We start from the raw sequence: 24,178 nt of genomic DNA on the forward strand, positions 1-24,178 counted from the left end.
GGAGCGCCGATGTTTGCCTTTTTAAAAGCGCCGCCGGACGCCGCGCCAATTAGCGATAAACGCGAGCTCGACGAGCGTTATCGTTACTGGCGTCGCCATATTCTGCTTACCATCTGGCTTGGTTACGCGCTGTTTTATTTCACCCGCAAAAGCTTTAATGCCGCGGTGCCTGAAATTCTTACCAGTAACGTGCTGACCCGCAGCGATATCGGCCTGCTGGCCACGCTGTTTTACATCACTTACGGGCTGTCGAAATTTTTCTCCGGTATCGTCAGCGACCGCTCCGACGCCCGCTATTTTATGGGGCTGGGGCTGATTGCCACCGGGGTGGTTAATATTCTGTTTGGTTTTTCTACTTCGCTATGGGCCTTCGCGCTGCTGTGGGCGCTGAATGCCTTCTTCCAGGGCTGGGGCTCCCCGGTGTGCGCCCGGCTGCTGACGGCCTGGTATTCGCGAACCGAGCGTGGCGGCTGGTGGGCGCTGTGGAATACCGCGCATAACGTCGGCGGCGCGCTGATCCCAATGGTCGTGGGGGCGGCGGCACTGCATTACGGCTGGCGAATGGGGATGACGATTGCCGGCTGTCTGGCGATCCTTGCCGGACTGTATCTGTGCTGGCGGCTGCGCGATCGCCCGCAGGCGGTGGGGTTACCCGCCGTGGGCGACTGGCGTCACGATGCGCTGGAAATCGCCCAGCAGCAGGAAGGCGCAGGGCTAACGCGCAAAGAGATCCTGACCCGCTACGTGCTGGCTAATCCCTATATCTGGCTGCTGTCGTTGTGCTATGTGCTGGTGTACGTGGTGCGGGCGGCGATTAACGACTGGGGCAATCTGTATATGTCGGAGACGCTTGGCGTCGATCTGGTGACCGCTAACTCGGCGGTGACCATGTTTGAGCTGGGCGGTTTTATCGGCGCGCTGGTGGCGGGGTGGGGCTCGGATAAGCTGTTTAACGGCAACCGTGGGCCGATGAATCTGATCTTCGCCGCCGGAATTTTGTTGTCGGTTGGCGGGCTGTGGCTGATGCCGTTTGCCAGCTACGTCATGCAGGCGGCCTGCTTCTTCACCACCGGGTTCTTCGTTTTTGGCCCGCAAATGCTAATTGGCATGGCGGCGGCGGAATGTTCGCATAAAGAAGCCGCCGGGGCGGCCACCGGGTTTGTCGGCCTGTTCGCTTATCTTGGCGCCTCGCTTTCCGGCTGGCCGCTGGCGCAGGTGATGGATATCTGGCACTGGACCGGATTCTTCGTGGTGATTGCGATTGCCGCCGGCATTTCCGCGCTGCTGCTGCTGCCGTTTTTAAACGCGCAGGCGCCGCGTACCGCCAGCGAAGCGTGATGTAGCTCACCCTTTGGCCGCGAACGGGGCAAAACTAAGAAATTTTCCCGGTTTTACCTGGAAGCCGTCTCAGGCCAGACGGCGCGCGGGTTTTTACAATGCCTGGTTATTACGCAGGCATAAAAAAATCAGCTCAGGAGATACCCATGCTGGCCTTTCTGAATCAGGTGCGCAAGCCGACCCTGGATCTGCCGCTCGATGTGCGGCGCAAAATGTGGTTCAAACCTTTCATGCAGTCCTATCTGGTGGTCTTCATCGGCTACCTGACCATGTACCTGATCCGCAAGAACTTTAACATCGCGCAGAACGACATGATCTCCACTTACGGGTTGAGCATGACGCAGCTGGGGATGATTGGCCTGGGCTTTTCCATTACCTACGGCGTGGGCAAGACGCTCGTCTCTTATTATGCCGACGGTAAAAACACCAAGCAGTTCCTGCCGTTTATGCTGATCCTCTCCGCCATCTGTATGCTGGGCTTTAGCGCCAGTATGGGGGCGGGTTCAACCAGCCTGTTCCTGATGATCGCCTTCTATGCGTTGAGCGGCTTCTTCCAGAGCACCGGCGGCTCGTGCAGCTATTCCACCATCACCAAGTGGACGCCTAGACGCAAACGCGGCACCTTCCTCGGCTTCTGGAATATCTCCCACAACCTCGGCGGCGCGGGCGCCGCGGGCGTGGCGCTGTTTGGCGCCAACTATCTGTTCGACGGCCACGTGATCGGCATGTTTATCTTCCCGTCGATTATTGCGCTGATCGTTGGCTTTATTGGCCTGCGCTACGGTAGCGACTCTCCGGAATCCTATGGCCTCGGCACGGCGGAAGAGCTGTTTGGCGAAGCGATCAGCGAAGAGGACAAAGAGACCGAAGAAAATGCGATGACCAAGTGGCAGATCTTTGTTGAGTACGTGCTGAAAAACAAAGTGATCTGGCTGCTGTGCTTCTCCAACATCTTCCTCTACGTGGTGCGTATCGGTATCGATCAGTGGTCCACCGTGTATGCCTTCCAGGAGCTGAAGCTGTCTAAAGAGGTGGCGATTCAGGGCTTTACCCTGTTTGAAGTCGGCGCGCTGGTTGGCACGCTACTGTGGGGCTGGTTGTCGGATCTGGCCAACGGCCGCCGCGCGCTGGTGGCCTGCGTCGCGCTGGCGCTGATTATCGCCACCCTCGGGGTTTACCAACATGCCAGCAACCAGTACGTCTATCTGGCCTCGTTGTTTGCGCTGGGCTTCCTGGTGTTTGGTCCGCAGCTGTTGATCGGCGTCGCCGCCGTCGGTTTCGTACCGAAAAAAGCGATCGGCGCCGCCGATGGAATCAAGGGCACCTTCGCCTATCTGATCGGTGATAGCTTCGCCAAGCTGGGTCTTGGGATGATCGCCGACGGCACGCCGGTCTTCGGCCTGACCGGCTGGGCCGGCACCTTTGCGGCGCTGGACGCCGCAGCCATCGGCTGTATCTGCCTGATGGCCATCGTGGCTATCTTCGAAGAGCGTAAAATTCGCCGCGAGAAAAAGAATCGAGTTTTGCAGACTGCCTGATTCACCAGGTATTTGGTAACCTTGCCCGGCCATTGCGCCGGGCTTTTTTATTTCTTGCGTAATATGCCAGGTCCGACAGTCGACAGCAGGCAAATTCCCATTATGATAGTGAGGCTGCGATTGGATGAGAGGATGCATGATCTGGATAGGACTGGCCACCCTGGTAGTGGTATTTGTTGTGGGATTTCGGGTGCTTACCTCTGATTCACGCCGCGCGATTCGTCGCCTGAGCGAACGCCTTGGCATTACGCCTGTTCCGTTGGAATCGATGATCGATCAACTGGGAAAAACCGCCGGTAATGAGTATTTGCGTTACCTGGAGCGGCCGAATGAAGCACATTTGCAGAACGCCGCGCAGGTGCTGCTCATCTGGCAGGTCGCGATTGTCGACGCCAGCGAAAAAAACCTGCATTACTGGTATCGCCTGATGCAAAAAGCGCGATTAGCGGCGCCGATTACCGACGCGCAGCTCCGCCTGGCGCAAGGTTTTCTGCGCGAGCTGGACCCGGATGTGAGCGATTTACATAACCTACAGCAGCGCTATAACGACCTGTTTCTCCCGGAAGACGGCGTGCACTGGCTGCACTGATCTCATTGTTATCCGGCCTGTGGTTAATCGCTTTTGTGTGCCGGATGGCGGCTGCGCCTTATCCGGCCTACGGTTTACGAACTCGTCCCTTGTAGGCCGGATAAGCGTAAGCGCCATCCGGCAGAATGACGAGGCCTGTATTCTCAAGCTACGCTTTTGTATTACGTTATGAAAAGAGAGAAGAGTTGCGAAAACGTTAAGTACGTCACATACAAAATGTTACACTGCGCAGCTTTCCGCCACTTTCTTCGCAGGTCACTCATGAGTCATTCAAATGAAACCAAATCCCATGCACGCGATCTCGCGCGGCCAAACTGGTCGGCGGTCTTCGCGGTTGCTTTCTGCGTCGCCTGCCTGATTACCGTCGAGTTTTTGCCGGTCAGCCTGTTAACGCCGATGGCGCTGGATTTAGGCATCTCCGAAGGGATGGCCGGGCAGTCGGTGACGACGACGGCATTCGTCGCGATGTTTTCCAGCCTGTTTATCACCACGGTGATAGGTAAAACCGATCGCCGCTACGTGGTTATCCTGTTTTCGCTGCTGCTGACCCTTTCTTGCCTGCTGGTATCGTTTGCCGATAGCTTCACCCTGCTACTGCTGGGGCGCGCCTGTCTGGGCCTGGCGCTCGGCGGTTTCTGGGCGATGTCGGCATCGCTGACCATGCGTCTGGTGCCGATGCGCGTGGTGCCGAAAGCGCTATCGATTATTTTCGGCGCGGTATCAATCGCGCTGGTGATCGCCGCCCCGTTGGGCAGTTTCCTTGGCGGGCTTATCGGCTGGCGCAACGTCTTTAACGGCGCGGCGGTGATGGGCGTGCTGTGTACGCTCTGGGTGCTGAAAGCGCTGCCGTCGCTTCCGGGTGAATCGGCGGCTCAGCAGCAAAATATGTTTGGTCTGCTGAAGCGTCCGGGGGTGATGGCCGGGATGTGCGCCATTTTCATGGCCTTTGCCGGACAGTTCGCCTTCTTTACCTATATTCGCCCGGTTTACATGACACTCGCCGGCTTTGACGTCGACGGCCTGACGCTGGTGCTGCTGAGCTTTGGTATCGCCAGCTTTATCGGCACCTCGCTCTCCTCGGTGGTGCTGAAGCGCTCGGTTAAAGCGGCGCTGGCGATTTCGCCGCTGGTGCTGACCGCCTGCGCGGCGGCGCTGGTACTGTGGGGAGAAAGCAAAATCGTCGCCTCGACGGTGGCGATTATCTGGGGCTTCGCGTTTGCGCTGATTCCGGTGGGATGGTCAACGTGGATCACCCGTTCTCTCTCCGATCAGGCGGAAAAAGCCGGGTCGATTCAGGTGGCGGTGATCCAGCTTGCCAACACCTGCGGCGCCGCGGTCGGCGGCGTTGCGCTCGACCACTTAGGGCTGCTGTCGCCGCTGGTGTTGTCAGGAATATTAATGCTGTTTACCGGCCTGCTGGTGACGACCAAAGTGAAGGTGAATTAACCCGCTTACGGCCGTTCGCCTTTTGCCAGCCGGGCGTTGATGTCGGCAATCACTTCCGGCAGATCCGCCAGGGTATCAACCACATAGTGAGCCCCGGCGGCATACAGTTTGCCTGCCGCCCGCTCGCGACGGGTGGCGATTTCCGCTTTCGACATCGCCTGGTACTCCTCCCAGGTAGCGCCGAATTCGTTACCGGACACCGCCAGGCCGACGCTCCACATCCCGGCATGTAACCCTTCGCTGATGCCCGGTGCGGCATCATCGACCTTCACGCAGTGGGCCACATCGTCTATGCCCAAGGTAATTACGTTCTGCAGCGCCATCCACGGGCCCGGACGACCGCCGACGGCAAGATCATCGGTGGCGACCCAGTGGTCCGGGGCGTAGCCCTGAGCGGCAGCGGCCGGTACCAGCTTTTCCATCACCGGGCGCGGATAACCCGAGCAGGATCCGATCTTCAGGCCCTCGGCGCGAAACGCGGCGATAGTGTCGACAACGCCGGCAATCGGTGCGGAAAAATCGACAACCTTAGCGATTTGCAGCGGCATAAACGCGGCGTAGATCGCATCGATATCGGCGACAGTCATCGCGCGGCCGAATTTGGCCTGCCAGCGGCTATCGACAGCAGGGAGTTTGCCCAGCGCCTCAATGTGCTGCCACTTGCCAAGCCCCATCGGCACGCGGGCCTCTTCAAGGGTGATCTCAATATCGAAGGCCTGGCGGAAGGCCTCGACGAAAATTTGCGTCGGGGCGAAAGAGCCGAAGTCTACGGTGGTGCCTGCCCAGTCAAGGATCAGTGCGCTAATACGGTTCATGGCGGTTCCTTATTGTTTCCAGTACATGGCGTTGTCGATAGCCGCCAGCAGGGCGGTGATATCGGCGTCGTAGACTTCGCCAATGTTGCCGATGCGGAAGCAATCGCTTTGCGATACTTTGCCCGGATAGATAACGAAGCCCTGATCTTTCAGCTTCTGGTAGAAGGTGTGAAAGCGATACTGCGGCGCATTCGGTGAATAAAAGGCGGTAATGATCGGCGAGTGCAGGCTATCGTCGAGCAGTGGCCGGAAGCCGAGCGCGCGCATCCCTGCCACCAGACGGCGTTGATTGTTGCGGTAGCGCTGATAGCGGGCGCTAACGCCGCCCTCCTGCGCCAGCTCTTTCAGCGCCTGGGCAAAGGCCAGCACGGTATGGGTCGGCGAGGTGAAGCGCCACTTACCGTGGTTATCTTCCATGCATCGCCACTGGGCGTACAGATCCAGTGATAGCGAGCGCGAACGGCCTTTGCAGACGGCCAGCTCCGCTTCGCGAGCAATCACGAAGGCAAAGCCCGGTACGCCCTGAATGCATTTGTTGGCGGAGCTTATCAGGTAATCAATATTCAGCGCGGCGATATCCAACGGAATGCCGCCAAAGCTGCTCATCGCATCGACGATATAGCGTTTATCGTACCGTTTTGCCAGTTCGGCTACCTCTTCGATCGGATTCAGCATGCCGGTGGTGGTTTCGCTATGTACCATCGCGATATGGGTGATCGCCGGGTCGTTCTGCAGGATCTGTTCGATCGCCGCCGCATCTGGACGGGAGACTTCGCCGCAGTCGTAAGGGTGGCAGGCGATGCCCATCAGTTGCGTCATCTCAATCATACGCGCGCCATAGGCGCCATTGCTGACGATCAGCACTTTGCCTTGTTCGCCGATGACGCTGCCGAGCACCGCTTCGACCGCGTAGCTGCCGCTACCCTGCAGCAGCACCGCCGTATAACCGTCGGCCGGGGTAGCCAACTGCACCAGCTGCTGGCGAATGGTCTGTACCACGCCGAGATTGTAATCATCATCCCAGGTACAGCTATCGAACAACATCGCCTCTTTTACCGTACGGGAGGTGGTTAGCGGGCCGGGGGTCAGCAGCAAGTAGTTCCGTGAAGTCATTTGTCTCACCATTTGGTCTATACCAGATTTATATTTATCATGGAGACAAAGCCGGGGCAGGGTCAAAGGAAATGTGGCGCTGCAACAAAAAATTCATCTGGCTATGTATAATGAGCGCACGAAAAGTGGCAGTGAGTAAACATGAAATCACCCTCTGGCGAGATGCCGCAATACCTGATGATTAAGGCGCAGCTGCAGGCGCGTATTCAAAACGGCGCGTTGAAAAGCGGCGATAAGCTGCCTTCAGAGCGCGAACTGTGCGCGCTGTTCAACACGACCCGGATTACGGTACGCGAGAGCCTGGCGCAGCTGGAGGCCAGCGGCGTGATTTACCGCGCTGACCGCCGCGGCTGGTTCGTGACGCCGGAGCGTCTGTGGTTGGATCCGACGCAGAACACCAACTTCCACAAGCTATGTCTCGAGCAGGGGCGCGAACCGAAAACGGTGCTGCTTGAAGGGCGCTTAACCGCCGTGCCGCTGGACGTGATGGCCCCGCTGGCGCTGCAGCCCTTCGATCAGGTTTACCTGCTGACGCGTCTGCGCTATGCCGACGGCCGGCCGGTGTGCTACTGCGAAAACCACTGCCTGCCCGCGCGGGTGCCTGAGTTGCTGCGCCACGATCTTAACGGCAGTCTGACCGAGATTTATCAAACTCAGTACGACCTGATCTATACCAGTATGCATCTGTCGTTTTATCCCACTTCAATGCCGCCGCAGGCCGCAGAGGCGTTGGGGGTGATGGAAGGGCGTCCGGCGCTGCTGTTGCGCCGGCTGAATTACGATCAGCATGGGCGTATTCTCGATTACGATATTGAATACTGGCGGCATGACAGCCTGCGGATCGAAGTCGATACCCATTGATTTTATTAGTTAAATTTTTTGATCTCCCCGGTGGCGCTAGCGCTTACCGGGGCTACGCATCCCCCCTCGTTTTAACTCTTTCGACACACTTCTTTCATCGTTTTGTCATAAACCCCCGGTAGCGTGAAGGCAAATCTGGTCTACACCAGAATAACTGACTATCCGATGAGGCTTAAACGATGAAACTCTCCCGACTTGCTCTGCTGTCCCTGTTCGCGCTGACCAGCTCTCCGGTTTGGGCGGACGGCGTCGTCACGGTTTACTCCGCCGATGGCCTGCATGATGGCGATAACAGCTGGTATCAGAGCCAGTTCGACGCCTTCACCAAAGCGACGGGCATCAAAGTGCAGTATGTGGAAGGCGGCTCCGGCGCGATCGTCGAACGTCTGGCGAAGGAGCGTACCAATCCGCAGGCTGATGTGCTGGTTACGGTGCCGCCGTTTATCCAGCGCGCCGCGAAAGAGCAATTGCTGGCAACCTTCACCCCGCAAGGTAGCGCGCAGATCCCCGGCGCTAACGATCGCTACGCGCCGCTGGTGAATAACTATCTGACCTTCATCTATAACAGCCAGTTGCTGAAAACCGCGCCGGCCAGCTGGCAGGATCTGCTGGATAGCCGCTTTAAGAACAAGTTGCAGTACTCCACGCCGGGTCAGGCGGGCGACGGTACCGCGGTGATGCTGCAGGCGTTCCACAGCCTCGGCGGTAAAGACGCCGGTTTTGTGTATCTGGGTAAGCTGCAGGCCAATAACGTTGGCCCATCGGCCTCGACCGGCAAGCTGACTGCGCTGGTCAATAAAGGCGAGCTGTACGTCGCCAACGGCGATTTGCAGATGAACCTGTCGCAGATGGCGCGTAACCCGAACGTTAAAATTTTCTGGCCGGCGGATGATAAAGGCGAGCGCAGCGCGCTGGCGCTGCCCTACACCATCGGGCTGGTACAGAACGGACCGAATAGCGAAAACGGCAAAAAGCTGATCAATTTCCTGCTGGATAAACCAGCGCAATCCAGCGTCAGCGAGCTCTCCTGGGGCCTGCCGGTACGCAGTGATGTGGCGCCGGATGACGCTAACTTTAAGGCGGCGAAAGCGGCGCTCGACGGCGTAAAGAGCTGGGAACCTAACTGGGATGATGTCGCGGTATCGCTGTCGGCTGACATTGCCCGCTGGCATAAAGTGACCGATAGCGAGTAAGCCTGATGTTGATGAAAACCACCGTCACTTCTTCCCCGTCGCTGGCGGGGACTTCCGGGATCACCCTGGACTCGCTGCGCGTTTCATACCACGGCAACGTGGTCTTAAAACCGCTGTCATTGACCATTGAACCCGGTGAGGTGCTGGCGCTGATAGGCCCTTCCGGTTCCGGGAAAACCACGGTGCTGCGGGCGATTGCCGGTTTTGTGCAACCGGCTGGCGGTCGGATCCTGATCGGCGATACTGACGTCACCCAGCTGCCGCCGTACAAACGCGGGCTGGCGATGGTGGTGCAGAACTACGCGCTGTTCCCGCATATGAAGGTGGAAGATAACGTTGCTTTCGGCTTGCGGGCGCAAAAGCAGCCCAGGGGGCTTATCGCCGAGCGGGTGACTGAAGCTTTAAAAATCGTCGGTATGGCGGATTACGCCACCCGCTACCCGCATCAGCTTTCCGGTGGCCAGCAGCAGCGCGTCGCGATAGCCCGCGCGATTGCCGTGCGTCCCCGGGTACTGTTGCTTGATGAACCGCTGTCGGCGCTGGATGCGCAAATTCGTCATAACATGGTGGAAGAGATTGCCCGTCTGCATCGCGAACTGCCGGAACTGACCATTCTCTACGTCACCCACGATCAGACCGAAGCGCTGACCCTGGCGGACAAAATCGGCATCATGAAAGACGGTTCGCTGATCGCCCACGGCGAAACGCACGAGCTCTATCACTATCCGCCGAACCGCTTTAGCGCCGAATTCCTCGGCCGCGCCAATATCCTGCAGGCGACGGCGCTGAAAGACAGCACCGAGCCGGGGCTGGTTAGCGTGAGCTGTGGCGGCGGCCTGATTAACGCCTTCAGTCGGGGCGGCCTGCATGGCAACAACAAGCTGTTATGCATTCGCCCGCAGCACATGAGCCTGGCGCCGCGATCGGCAACCAGTAATCGTCTCAATGCTACCCTGACCTCGGTACACTGGCAGGGCGATCTGACGCATCTGCTGTGCGACGTCGCGGGCGAAGCGGTGCGGATCGTCATGACCCACGTAAACCCACTGCCGCGCGTGGGGGACAAGCTGGCGCTCTACTTCGAACCTGGCGATGCGGTTCTGATCGAGGTGCAATAATGGCGCAAACCCTAACGCTTGCGCGTCCGGCGCGAAACTTACGGCCTTACCTGTGGCTGGCATTGCCGCTGCTGGTGCTGGCGACGCTATTTTTCTATCCGCTACTGTTGATCGCCGAACAGGCATTACGTGACGCCAGCGGCAACCTGAGCCTCGAGACTTTCTGGCAGGTGATTGACTCAAAACGATTTATTGGCGCGCTGCTCAATACCTTACAGATTGCAGTGTTCGCCACCCTTGGCTGCCTGGTGCTCGGCAGCGTGCTGGCGCTGATTCTGGTATTTATTCCGTTCCCCGGAAGCCAACTGGTGAGCCGGGTCATTGATACTTTTATTGCGCTGCCGACCTTCCTGATTACCCTCGCATTCACCTTTATTTACGGCTCGGCGGGGCTGCTCAACGGCACTCTGATGGCGTTGTTTGCTTTTGAACTGCCGCCGGTAGACTTTCTCTATTCAATAAACGGCGTGATTCTGGCGGAGATTACCGTCTTTACGCCGCTGGTGATGCGCCCGCTGATGGCGGGACTGCGGCAGATAGATAAGAGCCAGCTGGAAGCGGCGAGTATTCTCGGCGCCCATCCGCTACGGGTGATTACCCAGGTTATCTTCCCGGCGGCGCTACCGGCGCTGATGGCGGGCGGCAGTCTGTGCCTGCTGTTGACAACCAACGAGTTCGGGATCGTGCTGTTTATTGGCGCCAAAGGGGTTAATACCCTGCCGATGATGGTCTACAGCAAGGCTATTCTGGAGTCGGATTACAGCGTGGCCTGCATGATTGCGCTGATTAATATTCTGCTGTCGCTGGGGCTGTTTATGCTCTATCGGCTGGCTGCGGCCCGCACTGGCGTAAGGAGTTAACGATGTTGATTTGGTCGCGTAAAGGCCGCGCGGCGGCGGGCGCGCTGGCGGTGACGCTTTTTGCCGGCGTTTTCCTGCTGCCGCTGGCGGTGATTTTACTCTCCAGCCTGAGTAAACAATGGAATGGCCTGCTGCCCACCGGCTTTACCTTTACCCACTTTGTTAACGCCTTTCGCGGCGCGGCGTGGGATTCGCTGTTTTCGAGCCTGATGGTGGGCTTCTGCGCCAGCCTTCTGGCGCTGCTGTGCGGGATGTGGGCGGCGCTGGCGCTGCGCCAGTATGGCGCGACGCTACAGAAATATCTTGGCCTGGCATTTTATCTGCCCAGCGCTATCCCCTCGGTTTCCGTCGGACTGGGCATTCTGGTGGCGTTCAGTCAGGGACCGCTGCAGATGAACGGCACCTTCTTTATCGTCCTGGCGGCGCACTTCGTGCTGATCTCCGCCTTTACCTTCAGTAACGTAACGACCGGACTGGCGCGGATTTCCGCCGATATTGAAAACGTCGCCTCCAGTCTTGGCGCCTCGCCGTGGTATCGCCTGCGTCATGTGACGCTGCCGCTGATGACGCCGTGGATGATTTCAGCGCTGGCGTTGAGTTTATCGCTGTCGATGGGAGAGTTAGGGGCGACGGTGATGATCTATCCGCCGGGCTGGACGACACTGCCGGTGACCATTTTCAGCCTCACCGATCGCGGCAATATCGCCGATGGCTCGGCGCTGACCATTGTGCTGGTGGGCGTCACGCTGCTGTTGATGATGAAGCTTGAGCGCATCGCCCGCCGATTAAGCCAGAGATAAGTTGTACCCGGAGCTGTAGCCCGGCTCAGCGTAGCGCCAGCCGGGAATCGGATTGCCTCAGAACCATGCCTCAAACATGCCGCCGACGTTCAACGAATCCAGCCGTTCATCGCTGGTGCCGTTAACTTTCGCGGTGTGCTCGTTATCCACCTGGCCGCCGGTAACATAGAAGCGCAGCATCGGGCGGAACTCCGGCCCCATGCCGATGGCGATGTTCTGCGACAGCGTCAGCTTCCAGCCGTGGTTATCCCCGCCCTGGTCGTAGTCAACGCGCTGGTAGCCAGCTTCCAGCCAGGTCGAGTGCACGTCGTTCCAGAAGTACATTGGCCGGACGATCGCGCCGTAGTTTTTACGGTTGTCGGTATTATCCTTGCCGTTGTCGTAGTCGTGGAAGGCCAGCAGATACTCGATCTGCGCCTGCTGGGTGAACTTATGGCTGCCCTCGAAGCTGGCGTAGACCGTGGTCAGGTCGTCGGTTTTGTTGTAGACGCTGTTATCCGAGTTATCGGAATAGCGCAGGATAACCTTGTTCACTCCGCTGTCGTTGCTATGGCTCAACACCAGCCCGCCCTGCCAGGCATCGAGGCGCGCGTCGCTGTCCACCGCTTTTGAGTCAAAGCCGTAGTTGGCGTATACCTCGACATCGATCGGCCCGGCTTTGATGTTGTGGGTTTTGGTGGTCAGCGCGTAGTGGCCGTTGTCGCCGGTATCGGAGCTGCCGGTACAGGTGATGCGCGACGGGTTGGTTTCGTCGGCCATCACTTCCGGGCTACAGGATTTCACCTGCGACACCGTCGCCACGTCGAACTGCACGCCGCCGATATCGAAGTTCTTCACCCCCGCGCCCTGGCCGTCGTGGTTCATCCAGAAGTAGTCGTTGATCCCCTGTTGCGGGCGCTGGTGGAAGTCGCGGCCGGCCCAGATATAGGCGTTGGGGTTGGATTCGAGGACGTTGGTGACGCCGACGTAGGCTTTTTTAAGGTTAACCTCGTCGCTCCAGTGGTCAAACATGACGTTAAGATCCCAGATGGCCCCCTGCGCGCTTTTGAAGGCTTTCGTTATCTGGAATTCGCCGCCGTTGCTTTCGTTACCGAGACGGCCAATCGCCGAGGCGCCGTTATAGGAGCCGTCGACGCCAACATATTTCTGGTCGCCGGTCTGGAAGTGGGCGCCATAGCGGGCGTAGCCGCTAAATTTCAGGCCGAATGGAATCGCCAGATCCGGCGAAGCGGCGGTGGTTTGCGGGTTGGTCATCACGTCGACTTTTTTATTGGCGGCGGCGTCGATTTTAGCCTGGCGGTCGGCCAGCGCTTTATCAACCGCTTTGGCGACGATGGCGTCGATCTGCTCCTGGGTAAACTCCTGCGCCAGTACGGAAATTGGGCACAGCGCGGCGATAACCGCCATGGCCAATGGCAGCTTTTTAACTGTATTCATGGTTATCTCACTTTAATAATTAATATATGCAGACAATAACCGCCCCATTCTGGTTAAAATAAAAATAACCAAAATAAGCTGATTTGTTTTTTTTCAGGGTACAGCTACGCCGGAGAAAAAATATCTTATTCTCAGTGGCGAAATTTAACGGCTAGTACAAATGCAGATGAATTAATTTTTTCTCAAAATATATTTCCTGAGGTTATTGAGTTTATAATCAGATTATTTGGCGAAAATCCCTTTTCCGCATAAATTCATATTTTCAGGTAATACAGGAATTACTGGCTAACGGCCCCGGCGACCGATGCAACGCTTTTCGCCTTTTCGACTTCATTCTTTATTAATGAACGCTCATAGGCGCGCAGGAATGGCAGATAAATCACTGCCGACATCACCATGCAGATAACGCACATCACCACCGGGCTTAAAGTCCAGTTAGCCGCCCACGAGGCGCCAATCGGCGCGGGCGTCGTCCACGGCGTCAGTGACACCACCTGGCTCAGCCAGCCAAGGCGGGTTGCGCCGTAAGCCAGCACCGCGTTGACCATCGGCACGCAGACGAAGGGGATAAACATCATTGGGTTCATGATGATCGGCGCGCCGAACAGAATCGGTTCGTTGATATTAAAGAAGCTCGGCACGATGCCCATTTTGCCGATAGTCCGCAGATGCGTGACCCGGCTACGCAGCAGCAGGAAGGCCAGCGGCAGGGTCGAACCGACGCCGCCAATCAGCAAATAGTGATCCCAGAAGCCTTGCAGATAGACGTGCGGCAGCGCCGCGCCGGCCGCCAGCGCCGCCTGGTTTGCCGACAGGTTAGCCATCCAGAACGGGTTCATAATGCCGGTGACGATAAGCGAGCCGTGAATACCGGCGAACCAGAAAATCTGGCACATCAGCACCGACAGCAGAATCGCCGGCAGCGAATCGGAGGCGGAGACCAGCGGTTCCAGCAGATGCATAATCGCCTGCGGCAGGATCATGCCGGTTTGCGCTTCAATGAACAGGTTGAGCGGATGCAGAGTACCGATGACCACCAGTACCGGAATGAGGATCTCAAACGAACGGGCGACGCCGGTCGGCACCTCTTTCGGCAGGCGAATGGTCACGTTGTTTTGCTTAAGCCAGGCGTAAACGCGGGTGGAGTAGATGGCGGTGATCAGCGCGGTGAAAATGCCCTGGCCGGATAAATACTGAGTAGAAATTTTGCCATCGGCATAGGGCGCGGCGACCAGCAGGAAGGCCATAAACGCCAGCAGGCCGGACATGACCGGATCGAGCTGGAACTGGCGTCCGAGGCTGGCGCCGATGCCGACCGAGATAAAGAAGGTCATAACGCCCATGCTGAGGTTAAACGGCAGCATCAGCTGTTCACGGTACTGCTGGGAAAAATCCAGCCAGCCGCGGGCAAAGCCGTTAGTGGTCTCCGGCGAGAAAGGCGGAAAAATAAATACCAGCATGAAAGAGCCGATGATCATGAACGGCAATGCGGCGGTAAAGCCATCGCGGATGGCGATAACATATTTCTGTTGCCCAAGGCGTCCTGCCAGCGGAGTAATAGATTGCTCGATCACGGCAATCATCGACTGATACAGAGAACTCATTTGAACACCTCTTAGTGCGCCGCGGCGATCAGCGACAGGGCATAATTCAGAACGTTATCTCCCCGCTGCATTCCGTAATCCATCGTATCGATAGGCTGGACGGGAATATTCAGGGGAGCGGCTTTCTCGCTAAGCATTTTCAGCATGTATTTGACCTGGGGGCCAAGCAGCACCACCTGGTATTGTGGAAACTGCATATCAAATTCGGCAACGCCATAGGCGTCAATCTGCACCGGCAGGTCGCGTTCCTTTGCGGCATCCACCATTTTCCTCACCAGCAGGCTGGTGGACATCCCGGCGGAGCAACACAGCATAATCTTGTACATCGACGGCTTTCCTCATATGTAAAAAGTTATTGCGAGGATGATTTGATATCAGACGGAAACCGGTTTCCATTTATAAAAAACAGAACTGTGAGCGCGGTCAATAACTCACCGTTAGCGGGCTTACTAATTAGATTTCGCTCACAAAATAATGTCGATTTGGCGTGGTTTTTTGCCGAAATGGAAAATCGGTTTCCAAATAAAAAAGGAAACGGCTATACTGCCGCTGGTTATAATTGAAGCGATTCAGGACACAGCGTTACAGGGGCTAAGCCGCACCTGCCAGGGGAAAAAAGATGTCGACAATCAATGATGTATCACGGTTAGCCGGGGTATCGAAAGCCACGGTTTCGCGCGTGCTGAGCGGTTCGCGCGGGGTAAAAGAGGCCAGCCGCCAGGCGGTGCTTCAGGCGGCGGAAACGCTGAACTACCGGCCCAATATGATTGCCCAATCCTTACTGAGCCAGTCGACGGGCTGTATCGGCGTGATTTGCGCGCAGGACAACATCAATCAGACCACCAGCTATCTCTACGCCCTGGAAAAACAGCTCAGCCAGCATCAGAAGCATCTACTGCTGCGCTTCGCCAATAACCGCGGCGACGTATTAAGCGCGCTGGATGAACTCACCTGTGGCCTGTGCGATGACGTGCTGATCATCGGCGCGCGCTTTCCGCTGCAGATCGAGCGCCCCGATGTGGTACTGATTGATTGTCTGGAAAGCGATGGCGAGAACAGTATTCAGTTTGATCACGCCTTCGCCGCGGAAACCGCCTGTCATTATCTGATTAATCAGGGGCGGCGGCAGATTGCGCTGATCCATCCGCAGGGGAGCGGCTTTGCCGATCAGGTGCTGCTGGGCTATAAGCATGCGCTGGAGAAGAACTTCCTGCCGTTTAATCGCAACCTGGTCTTCCTGGACTGCGCCTCGTCGTCGGTGGCGGTGCAGGAGTTGATGAATAACGCCACTACCCTGAACTTTAATGCGCTGTTGGTGAGCGATGAACTGCAGGCGCAGCGGGTAGTGCCGCAGCTGCAGGCGTTTAACCGCGCGGTGCCGGAAAAAGTAATGGTCTTCAGTCTCGCGGGTTCGCTGCAGATGCCGGGTATTCCGACCATCCCGGCGATTGAGTATTCGATGGATGCGATGGCTTCGCGGATCGTCAACTGGCTGATCGGGAAAAGCCCGCAGCCCGGCGGCAGCCTGCTGCGCGGCGACTTAATTATTCCCGAGCGTTGGGGGAAATAAAAAACCGTCGCGGCAGGCAACGGTTTTCCTGATAATTCAGCCCGTTATTTCTCCGGGCAGCGAATTTTATCAATGGCGGCCAGGTAGCCTTTTTGATTATTGCGCTCTTTCGCCAGCGTCGCTTCGCGAACGTAACTCTGGTTGTCTTTTGAGGCGAGGATTTTATTGGCGAAATCGGTATCGCTGAGGGTGCTCGCCGGGGCGCATTTTTCCTTCACCGCTTTCAACACCTGCTGTTTTTGCTGCTCAAACTGCAGGCTTTGCAGCGGCGATTCGGCCCACGCCGCGCTGGCGCTAAGGGCAGTAACCAGACACAACATCCAACACGCTTTCATGGCGTTTCTCCTTCACTTTTCGCTTCAGTCAACTATATGCGCAGCAGGTGAATTGCGCAAATGTTAGACAATTTTTGTTGTTTAAAATCAGACGATTGCTATTACGCCGCGCGTACCCGCCGCCGGGAATCCACCGCGATAAGAATGACCGAAGAGAGAATCAACAGCGTCCCCAGCCAGTCCGGCAGAGTAAAGGTAATGTCCAACAGCAATAGAGAGAGCAGGGCGCTGCTCAGCGGCTCGGCGCAGCTGAGGATCCCGGCTTTCGCGCCGCCAATTTTCTGAGCGCCGTTGAGATACAGGCTGAAGGTCAGCGAGGTGCCGATCACCACGAGATAGAAAAACGCCAGCAGAAGACGGCCGTTCACTACAAAGTTCGCGCTCTGGCTGCCATAAAACGGCAACAGCATCGCCCCGCCAATCAGCATGCTCCAGCCGACGATCGGCAGCGTGCCGTAGCGGGCGATAAGCGTTGAGGGATAGGTGGTATAAAACGCCGCCGCGAAGGCTGAGGCGATCCCCCAGAACAGCGCCGCCGGCGAGATGGAGAGCGATGTTGGGTTGCCGTGGGTGACCAGCAGGAAGGTGCCGGCAAGCGAGGTGCCAATCGCCAGTAGCACAAAGGGACTGGGCCGCGCCTTACGCGCCAGCGCGAACCAGGCGACGATAATCGTCGGCGACAAAAACTGTAGCACCGTGGCGGTGGCGGCGTTCGACTTCTCGATAGTCATCAGGAAGGTGTACTGCACGGTTAACGCGCCGACCAGCGAGAAAAACAGCAGGCTAAGGGCATCTTTGCGGTTTTGCATAACGCGGAAAATTTTGTCGCCGTGAACGAAGGCGAGCATCAGCAAAATCAGCCCGGCGAACAGCAGGCGGATCATGGTCAGATAGGGCGATGACATCTGACTTTGCTGCATAATGTACTGCGCGCAGACCCCGGAACTGCCCCACAGGACGGCGGCGATCAATACGTTCAACATCCCTCTTTTGCTGGAACCCATTTTTCCCTCGCGTGAAATAGCGCAAAGCAGGAATCATAGCACGGCGCGACGCGCGCTTTACTGTCGACGCCACTCGCCCGGCGTCATGCCGTAGTGTTTTTTAAAGGTTTTCGCAAACGAAGCCTGTGATTGAAAACCGCAGCGTTCGGCAATCACTTCCAGCCGCGTCTGGCGATCGAGATGCAGCAGGCGAGCGGCCATCGCCATCCGCAGCTGCGACAGCCACGCCTGCGGCGTCAGATGATAGACGCGGGCAAAATGGCGGGCGAAGGTGGCGCGCGATAAAAACGCCCGCGCCGCCATGCTCTCGATAGTCCACGGCTGTTCCGGCGCGGCCAGCACCGCGAGAACGGCCGGCATCAGCCGCGCATCGCTCATCAGGCGCAACAGGCCGCCCGGCGGCTCCTGCGCGCCGAGCAGGGTACGTAACAGCAGTACCAGCAGCGTATCGCCAAGACTGCGTACGATAGCGCTGCCGCCGGGATGTTCCGCCAGGCTTTCGCGTACCAGCACGTTAAGCAAAATATCCAGTTCCGGGCAATCTTCGCGCTCATCGGTATGTAAATGGATCAGCGCCGACTCTTCGGCGAACAGCCAGTTGACGTGCGGGCCGAAGTAAAACTCGCCGCACAGCATCTCCAGCGCGTCGCTCTCTTCGGCGGTGCGGACTTCCGTCAGCGTGCCGTTAAAGCGGTGGGCGACGGGCAGTACCTGACCCCACTCCACCAGGCTCTCCATCAGATGCGGCGAACCGTGCGGCAGCAGGATCACGTCGCCGGCGCGCATGTGGCGGATTTGATGACCGACGGTTAGGCGCCCTTCGCCGCGCAACACAAAGTGCCACGGCACCACGCCCGCTCGCATTTGATCGTGTCCGGCCTGCCAGCGGCCGCCGAAACGGCAATGCAGATTCACTTCGCAACGTGGGGCCAGCAGCGTCAACAGATGGCTCAAACTATCCATGCGACTCCTGAGACGATAAGACAAAAAAATGAGACGAAGAGCGCCAGTCTAGCACGTCGCCGACCACTAAGATGTCTCCATTGCCACAACATACCCTCAAATAACAGGAGTACACCATGAGCCGTTTAGCCGATATCCGTGAACAAGATGCCACCGGTAAAGCCGCCGATATTTTCGCCGGAATTAAAAAAGCGATGGGTAAAGTGCCGAATGCCTATCTGACCATCGGCGGCCACTCGCCGGCGGCGCTCCAGCAGGCGCTGGCGCACAACGCGATGCTGCATAAAAGCAGCCTTAGCGCGCAGGAGCTGGAAACGATTAATTTATCGGTCAGCGAAGCGACCGGCTGTGATTACTGCCTGGCCGCCCATACCCTGATGGCCAAAAAAGCGGGCTTCAGCGGCGAGCAAATCCACGCCCTGCGCCGCGGCGAGTATACGGAAGATGCGCACCTGGACGCGCTGGTGAAATTCGCCCAAACCCTGGTGACCACCACCGGTACGCTGCCGGAAGCGGATGTCGCCGCGCTGCGTCACGCCGGTTTTAGCGACCAGCAGGTGATTGAGATCATCAGCGCCGTCAGCGCCATCCTGTTCACCAACATGGTGAACCGGGTTAACGACACGGTAGTGGACTTCCCGAAAGCCGATTAACCCGTCGTCGCGCGCCTGTTTACAGTCCCAATTCGCTTAGCCCCGGATGATCGTCAGGGCGGCGACCCTGGGGCCAGTGGAACAGGCGCTCGCTTTCCGCGATCGGCAAATCGTTGATGCAGGCGTAGCGCGTGGACATTAGCCCGTGCTCATCAAACTGCCAGTTTTCATTGCCGTATGAACGAAACCAGTTGCCGCTGTCGTCGCACCACTCGTAGGCAAAGCGTACGGCGATGCGATTATCCTGCCACGCCCAAAGCTCCTTAATCAGCCGGTATTGCAGCTCTTTACGCCATTTTCGCTGCAGAAACTCCACGATTTGCCCCCGTCCGTGGACAAATTCGCTGCGGTTGCGCCATTCGCTATCCACGGTATAAGCCAGCGCGACTTTTTGCGCATCGCGGCTGTTCCAGCCATCTTCGGCGGCGCGCACCTTCTGCACGGCGCTATCGCGGGTAAACGGCGGTAACGGGGGACGTTGTTCGCTCATCAAAACTCTCCTTTTGGGGATAATTGTTGCTGCAGGCGCTGATTCTCCTGCTCCAGTTCATGAATACGCTCTTGCAGGCTCTGGCTGTATTCCGCGACCTGCTGTGCGCTGTAGCGCGGCGTAATGTGCTGCGGGCAGTTCCAGTCAAAAGCCTGCAGATGAAAACGAAACAGGCGTTCGATGCGGGCGCGATAGTTTGCCGGCGTCACTAATGCCAGCAGCTCAGGCTGCTCTTCCGCCGCCAGCACCTCGACGGTGGCGTAGATTTTCAGCCTGGCACGGCGCGGGTAATCCATCAAAAAGAGGCAGGCCCGGTCGCTGCCGCGCAGGTTGCCGGTGGTAATGTACTGCCGATTACCGCCGAAATCGGCCATGGCCAGCGTGGTGTCATCCAGCAGGCGCAGAAAACCCGGCGGGCCGCCGCGATGCTGAATGTAGGGCCAGCCGCTTTGCGACACCGTCGCCAGATAAAAACTGTCGCGGGTAGCGATCATCCCCTCTTCGCTAGCGCCGAAGCGATCCGCCTGACGGCGGCTGTGCGGCGTTTGCCACAGCTGGTCGCTGCCCATTTCATGTTGCACATCCATGACATCCGGGGTGATAGCGATATCGAGAAAGGTTGCTGCCATAACGCCTCCTGAAGGTAGGGGGCTATCATGGACTGTGCTGTGAAAAATGATAATACTGCTTATCTGGTAATCATCTTTCCGAAAAGCGGGAGAATAATGGACCGATTAAGCGCTATGGCGCTGCTGGTGAAAGTCACTGAACTGGGCAGTATGTCGGCGGCGGCGCGGGCGCTGAATACGCCGTTGACTACCGTGAGCCGTAATATCGGCGAGCTGGAGAGCGCGCTGGGAGTCCGTTTATTGACGCGCACCACCCGTAAACTCACCCTCACCGATGCCGGCGTCGATTATGTCGCCGCCGCGCGGCGGATCCTCGAAGAGGTGGAAAACGCCGAACGCCGGGCAACGGGTGAATACCAAGAGCCGAAGGGCGAGCTGGTGATCTCCGCGCCGACGATGTTTGGTCGCCAGCACGTTCTGCCAGTCATTAGTGAATTTATCGCCCGTTATCCGCAAATTCGCGTACGTTTGTTACTTAGCGACAGTAATGCCGATCTGGTCGACGACCATATCGATCTGGCGGTACGGATTGGCGAACTGGCTGATAGCAGCATGGTGGCGACCCGGCTCGGCGCGATGCGCATTGTAGCCTGCGCCCACCCCGCGCTGTTGGCGAAATACGGCGAACCGCAGCGGCCGCGCGATCTGGCGGCGCTGCCGATCATCCGTATTGAATCGCCGATGCCCTATCGCGGCTGGCGCTTTCGCGCCGTTGAGCGCGAGGACCAGCTCATTCATCTGCCGCCGGTGTTAGCCGTCACCACGCCGGAGAGCGCCGCCGATGCCGCGCGGCTGGGCGTTGGCGTGGCCCGCTTGCTACACTACCAGGCGCTGGATGGCCTGCGCTGCGGGGAACTGCGTCTGCTGCTGGAAAGCGTCGAGCCGGAGCCCGCGCCGGTTCATTTGTTATATACCGCGCGGGAGCTGGCTCCGCTTAAGCTGCGGAAATTTATCGATTTTGCCGCGCCGGCGCTGCGCCAGTCCTTGCTACGCATTGCCGGGGCCGTTTAATGCGCCGCGGTTTTCAGCGGCGCCTCCTTCAATAGCCAGGAAAGGACAAACGCGACGGCCATAATGCAGGCCGCCATCAGGAATGCCGCATGGATCGCCGCGCCGAAGGCGTCGAGATAATCGAGACGGATCGCCGCTGGCAGATGCTGTACCGCCACCGGGTTCATGGCTGGCGGCAGCACCGCGCCCTCCGGCAGCAGTTTCTGCAGGTTATTTTGCAGCACATGGGTAAAGACCGCGCCGAACAATGCCACGCCGATGGAGCCGCCAATCGAGCGGAACAGGGTCACGCCGGAAGTGGCGACGCCGTACATCTGCGCCGGCATCGCGTTCTGTACCGCCAGCACCAGTACCTGCATCACCAGCCCCAGGCCCGCGCCGAGCACGCCGGTAAACAGGTATAACTGCCACATTGGCGAATGTATGGTGATGCGGGTCAGCAGCACCATGCCGGTCACGCCGAGCAGGGTACCGATAATCGGGAAAATCCGGTATTTCCCGGTGTGGCTAATCACCCGGCCGCTGATGATCGAGGTCAGCAACAGGCCGCCCATCAGCGGGATTAACTGTAACCCGGCCTCGGTTGGCGTCGCCTCTTTCACCACCTGCAGATAGAGCGGCAGGAAAGTGACCGAACCGAACAGCGACATGCCGATAACAAAGCCAATCAGACTACACAGCAGGAAGCTGCGGTTGCGGAATAGCGACAGTGGAATAATCGGCTCGGCGGCGATCCGTTCTTCGTAGATAAAGCCGATGATCCCCACGATGCCGAAGGCCAGAATGCACCACAGCTGCGGGTCATTCCACGCATGGACGCTGCCGCCTTCCGAGGTAAACAGGATGATGCACAACAGCGCCATGCTGAGGTAAATCGCCCCCAGCCAGTCAATCTGATGCTGGCTGCGTTTGTTGCTGCTGTGGAATACCGCGCCGATCACCAGCAGCGCGAACAGACCCAGCGGCAGGTTGATATAGAAAATCCAGCGCCACGAGGCGTGCTGTACCAGGAAACCGCCGATCAGCGGGCCGATAACCGTCGCCAGGCCGAAGACGCCGCCGAACAGCCCCTGATAGCGTCCCCGGTTGGCGGGTGGGATAACGTCGGCGACCGCCGCCATGCTGATCACCATCAGGCCGCCGCCGCCGAGCCCCTGTAGCGCGCGCATCAGCACTAGTTGCGTCATGTTTTGCGCCAGCCCGCAGAGCGCGGAACCGGCAAGAAACAGCACGATCGCCACCTGCAGCACGATTTTACGCCCGAACAGATCGCCGAATTTACCGTACAGCGGCACTACGATGGTCGAGCTGAGGATATAGGCGGTGACCACCCACGAGAGTTTATCCAGCCCGCCGAGCTCGCCAACGATAGTTGGCAAGGCGGTGGAGACGATGGTCTGGTCCAGCGCCGACAGCAGCATCACCAGCAACAGGGCGCTGAACAGCAGGCGGATTGACGGCGCCGGTTGGCTTGCGACTTCAGATGTCATTGCATCACTCGCTTGAAATTAATTAAATGCATAATTAATATTTAGGGAAATGATGAATCGGGTCAAGAGATCGCCAACATATGCCAGCACAAAAAGCTAATGAAGCGCCGCGTCGCCCCGGTCGGCCACGCGGTAAAAAACCGGGAACCGCTAACCGCGAGCAGTTGATAGATATCGCCCTGGCGCTGTTTGCTCGTCACGGCGCGGCCCGCGTGTCGCTCAATGCCATTGCCAAAGAGGCCGGGGTGACGCCGGCGATGCTGAATTACTATTTTACGTCGCGGGAAGCGCTGATTGAGAATTTGCTGGAAGAGCGCTTTATGCCGCTGCGCAACGATATCAGCCGCATTTTCGTCGACCATCCGCAGGATCCGGTGACGGCGTTGACGATGATGGTTGAGACGCTGGCGGACATGGCGGAGCAAAATGCCTGGTTCGCGCCGCTGTGGATGCAGGAGATCATCGGCGAGATGCCGATGCTGCGCCAGCACATGGATGCGCGCTTCGGCGAGGAGCGTTTTCAGGTGATGCTGGAGACGGTTCGCCGCTGGCAGCAGGAGGGGAAAATTAACCCGGCGCTGGCGCCGGAACTGCTGTTTACCACGGTGATTAGCCTGGTGCTGGTGCCGTTCTCGCGCATCCATAGCGACCCGCGTTTACAGGCGGTAACCCGGCAGACCATTGTTAGCCACGCGCTGGCGTTAATGGGCCACGGGGTCGGCGGTTAAGGTGTGATTTTGTGTTAATTCCGATGCTGATACTGCTTCTGCCTTATGGCTCTCCTGGCGCAGGGATTTTCCCGGAGGCGGCGCGTTGCGCCTTGTCCGGGCTACCAAAGAACTGTAGGCCGGATAAGGCGTAGCCGCCATCCGGCGCAAAAGTCGCGCCTTATCCACGGTTATCGTTAAGCGCTTTCGACAAATAGTGGCGTTGCATACCCGCGTGCGGGAAATCGGGCAGCGACATCTGCAACTGATAGCCTAATTTCTGATAAAACGGCAGCGCCTGGAAGCTGAAGGTATCGACCAGGAGATGGCTGCAGCCCAACGCCTGCGCCTGCCGTTCCGCTTCCTGCATAAGCTCGCGGCCCAGACCGTTGCCGCGCGTCGCTTCGCTCACCCACAGGTATTCGATACACAGCCAGTTGCCTTTGCGTTTGGCGATAAGCCCGCCGCGCATCACCGCTTGCTCATCGCGGGAGTAAATGCCCAGATCGCCAAACTGATCTGCGTCGAGATACTGCTGATTATACTGCCGTAGGCCGGCAAACAATTCTTGTTGATCGTCGGGATTAATGCTTTTTGTAATTATTAGAGCCATT

At 58.0% G+C, this 24,178-nt stretch carries 25 protein-coding genes; 13 read left to right on the top strand and 12 right to left on the bottom strand.

What is annotated here, in order from left to right; genetic code table 11:
- Positions 1-9: 9 nt before the first annotated feature.
- From ABLU80_RS10355 to nepI, 4 genes are all read left to right on the top strand, one after another.
- On the top strand, positions 10-1,338 hold the full coding sequence (locus ABLU80_RS10355; protein ID WP_200083314.1) for an MFS transporter: 1,329 nt from the start codon (positions 10-12) through the stop codon (positions 1,336-1,338).
- A 146-nt stretch (positions 1,339-1,484) separates the two neighbouring features.
- Entirely contained in the window at positions 1,485-2,876 is a 1,392-nt protein-coding gene (gene uhpT, locus ABLU80_RS10360; RefSeq protein WP_015369067.1) for a hexose-6-phosphate:phosphate antiporter, read from the top strand.
- A 136-nt stretch (positions 2,877-3,012) separates the two neighbouring features.
- Positions 3,013-3,465 carry a DUF1198 family protein gene (locus tag ABLU80_RS10365; RefSeq protein ID WP_015369068.1) on the top strand — a complete coding sequence of 151 codons (453 nt, stop codon included), beginning with the start codon at positions 3,013-3,015 and terminating at the stop codon, positions 3,463-3,465.
- Between the two features lie 261 nt (positions 3,466-3,726).
- Positions 3,727-4,911 carry a purine ribonucleoside efflux pump NepI gene (nepI, locus tag ABLU80_RS10370; RefSeq protein WP_213796547.1) on the top strand — a complete coding sequence of 395 codons (1,185 nt, stop codon included), beginning with the start codon at positions 3,727-3,729 and terminating at the stop codon, positions 4,909-4,911.
- Between the two features lie 5 nt (positions 4,912-4,916).
- On the opposite strand, the gene phnX is transcribed toward nepI, so the two are convergent.
- A complete protein-coding gene (gene phnX, locus ABLU80_RS10375) occupies positions 4,917-5,726 on the bottom strand; it encodes a phosphonoacetaldehyde hydrolase (RefSeq protein WP_285198871.1) in 810 nt (269 codons plus the stop codon).
- 9 nt (positions 5,727-5,735) lie between these two features.
- Positions 5,736-6,839, bottom strand: a complete 1,104-nt coding sequence (gene phnW, locus ABLU80_RS10380) for a 2-aminoethylphosphonate--pyruvate transaminase (RefSeq protein WP_348849949.1) — start codon at positions 6,837-6,839, stop codon at positions 5,736-5,738.
- A 141-nt stretch (positions 6,840-6,980) separates the two neighbouring features.
- Between phnW and phnR the strand changes: the two genes are divergently transcribed.
- From phnR to phnV, 5 genes are all read left to right on the top strand, one after another.
- Entirely contained in the window at positions 6,981-7,700 is a 720-nt protein-coding gene (gene phnR / locus ABLU80_RS10385; protein ID WP_015369072.1) for a phosphonate utilization transcriptional regulator PhnR, read from the top strand.
- Positions 7,701-7,879: 179 nt separating this feature from the next.
- Positions 7,880-8,893, top strand: coding sequence for a 2-aminoethylphosphonate ABC transporter substrate-binding protein (gene phnS, locus ABLU80_RS10390; RefSeq protein WP_348849950.1), 1,014 nt, complete (start codon positions 7,880-7,882; stop codon positions 8,891-8,893).
- Positions 8,894-8,898: 5 nt separating this feature from the next.
- Entirely contained in the window at positions 8,899-10,011 is a 1,113-nt protein-coding gene (phnT, locus tag ABLU80_RS10395) for a 2-aminoethylphosphonate ABC transport system ATP-binding subunit PhnT (protein ID WP_063446178.1), read from the top strand.
- Positions 10,011-10,871, top strand: a complete 861-nt coding sequence (gene phnU, locus ABLU80_RS10400; protein ID WP_002923191.1) for a 2-aminoethylphosphonate ABC transporter permease subunit — start codon at positions 10,011-10,013, stop codon at positions 10,869-10,871. The genes phnT and phnU overlap by 1 nt, the downstream gene beginning before the upstream one ends.
- A 2-nt stretch (positions 10,872-10,873) precedes the next feature.
- Entirely contained in the window at positions 10,874-11,671 is a 798-nt protein-coding gene (gene phnV / locus ABLU80_RS10405) for a 2-aminoethylphosphonate ABC transport system, membrane component PhnV (RefSeq protein ID WP_047037742.1), read from the top strand.
- A gap of 57 nt (positions 11,672-11,728) precedes the next feature.
- Here phnV and ABLU80_RS10410 read toward each other — a convergent pair whose 3' ends face one another.
- The 3 genes from ABLU80_RS10410 to ABLU80_RS10420 form a co-directional block, all read right to left on the bottom strand.
- Entirely contained in the window at positions 11,729-13,108 is a 1,380-nt protein-coding gene (locus ABLU80_RS10410; RefSeq protein WP_348849951.1) for a carbohydrate porin, read from the bottom strand.
- A 278-nt stretch (positions 13,109-13,386) separates the two neighbouring features.
- Positions 13,387-14,712: a PTS transporter subunit EIIC gene (locus ABLU80_RS10415; RefSeq protein WP_015369079.1), complete on the bottom strand. Its 1,326-nt coding sequence runs from the start codon at positions 14,710-14,712 to the stop codon at positions 13,387-13,389.
- An 11-nt stretch (positions 14,713-14,723) separates the two neighbouring features.
- Positions 14,724-15,038, bottom strand: coding sequence for a PTS sugar transporter subunit IIB (locus tag ABLU80_RS10420; RefSeq protein ID WP_015369080.1), 315 nt, complete (start codon positions 15,036-15,038; stop codon positions 14,724-14,726).
- Positions 15,039-15,331: 293 nt separating this feature from the next.
- On the opposite strand from ABLU80_RS10420, the gene ABLU80_RS10425 reads away from it, so the two are divergent.
- Positions 15,332-16,282, top strand: coding sequence for a LacI family DNA-binding transcriptional regulator (locus tag ABLU80_RS10425; protein WP_020077647.1), 951 nt, complete (start codon positions 15,332-15,334; stop codon positions 16,280-16,282).
- Between the two features lie 44 nt (positions 16,283-16,326).
- Here ABLU80_RS10425 and ABLU80_RS10430 read toward each other — a convergent pair whose 3' ends face one another.
- From ABLU80_RS10430 to ABLU80_RS10440, 3 genes are all read right to left on the bottom strand, one after another.
- Positions 16,327-16,617, bottom strand: a complete 291-nt coding sequence (locus ABLU80_RS10430; protein WP_015369086.1) for a YicS family protein — start codon at positions 16,615-16,617, stop codon at positions 16,327-16,329.
- Positions 16,618-16,718: 101 nt separating this feature from the next.
- Positions 16,719-17,621, bottom strand: a complete 903-nt coding sequence (locus ABLU80_RS10435; protein WP_348849952.1) for an EamA family transporter — start codon at positions 17,619-17,621, stop codon at positions 16,719-16,721.
- 57 nt (positions 17,622-17,678) lie between these two features.
- Positions 17,679-18,584 carry an AraC family transcriptional regulator gene (locus tag ABLU80_RS10440; protein ID WP_348849953.1) on the bottom strand — a complete coding sequence of 302 codons (906 nt, stop codon included), beginning with the start codon at positions 18,582-18,584 and terminating at the stop codon, positions 17,679-17,681.
- Positions 18,585-18,700: 116 nt separating this feature from the next.
- On the opposite strand from ABLU80_RS10440, the gene ABLU80_RS10445 reads away from it, so the two are divergent.
- A complete protein-coding gene (locus ABLU80_RS10445; RefSeq protein ID WP_348849954.1) occupies positions 18,701-19,237 on the top strand; it encodes a peroxidase-related enzyme in 537 nt (178 codons plus the stop codon).
- Positions 19,238-19,256: 19 nt separating this feature from the next.
- On the opposite strand, the gene ABLU80_RS10450 is transcribed toward ABLU80_RS10445, so the two are convergent.
- Together ABLU80_RS10450 and ABLU80_RS10455 are read right to left on the bottom strand one after the other, a co-directional pair.
- Positions 19,257-19,727 carry a nuclear transport factor 2 family protein gene (locus ABLU80_RS10450; protein ID WP_046883272.1) on the bottom strand — a complete coding sequence of 157 codons (471 nt, stop codon included), beginning with the start codon at positions 19,725-19,727 and terminating at the stop codon, positions 19,257-19,259.
- A complete protein-coding gene (locus tag ABLU80_RS10455; RefSeq protein ID WP_046883273.1) occupies positions 19,727-20,356 on the bottom strand; it encodes a pyridoxamine 5'-phosphate oxidase family protein in 630 nt (209 codons plus the stop codon). Before ABLU80_RS10455 ends, ABLU80_RS10450 begins: the two co-directional genes overlap by 1 nt.
- A 39-nt stretch (positions 20,357-20,395) precedes the next feature.
- Between ABLU80_RS10455 and ABLU80_RS10460 the strand changes: the two genes are divergently transcribed.
- The gene (locus ABLU80_RS10460; RefSeq protein WP_161798755.1) at positions 20,396-21,367 is read left to right on the top strand and encodes a LysR substrate-binding domain-containing protein; all 972 of its coding nucleotides are present in this window, start codon (positions 20,396-20,398) and stop codon (positions 21,365-21,367) included.
- On the opposite strand, the gene ABLU80_RS10465 is transcribed toward ABLU80_RS10460, so the two are convergent.
- A complete protein-coding gene (locus ABLU80_RS10465; protein ID WP_045375208.1) occupies positions 21,364-22,857 on the bottom strand; it encodes an MDR family MFS transporter in 1,494 nt (497 codons plus the stop codon). The genes ABLU80_RS10460 and ABLU80_RS10465 overlap by 4 nt on opposite strands.
- Before the next feature lie 80 nt (positions 22,858-22,937).
- Here ABLU80_RS10465 and ABLU80_RS10470 point away from each other — a divergent pair, with 80 nt between their 5' ends.
- Complete coding sequence (locus ABLU80_RS10470; RefSeq protein ID WP_032709455.1) at positions 22,938-23,585, top strand: TetR/AcrR family transcriptional regulator; 648 nt, start codon at positions 22,938-22,940, stop codon at positions 23,583-23,585.
- Positions 23,586-23,745: 160 nt separating this feature from the next.
- Here ABLU80_RS10470 and ABLU80_RS10475 read toward each other — a convergent pair whose 3' ends face one another.
- Positions 23,746-24,177 carry a GNAT family N-acetyltransferase gene (locus ABLU80_RS10475; RefSeq protein WP_348849955.1) on the bottom strand — a complete coding sequence of 144 codons (432 nt, stop codon included), beginning with the start codon at positions 24,175-24,177 and terminating at the stop codon, positions 23,746-23,748.
- Between the last annotated feature and the right edge of the window lies 1 nt (position 24,178).

It is taken from the genome of Klebsiella sp. CN_Kp104 (assembly GCF_040064515.1).
In the GTDB taxonomy this organism is placed as follows: domain Bacteria; phylum Pseudomonadota; class Gammaproteobacteria; order Enterobacterales; family Enterobacteriaceae; genus Klebsiella; species Klebsiella aerogenes.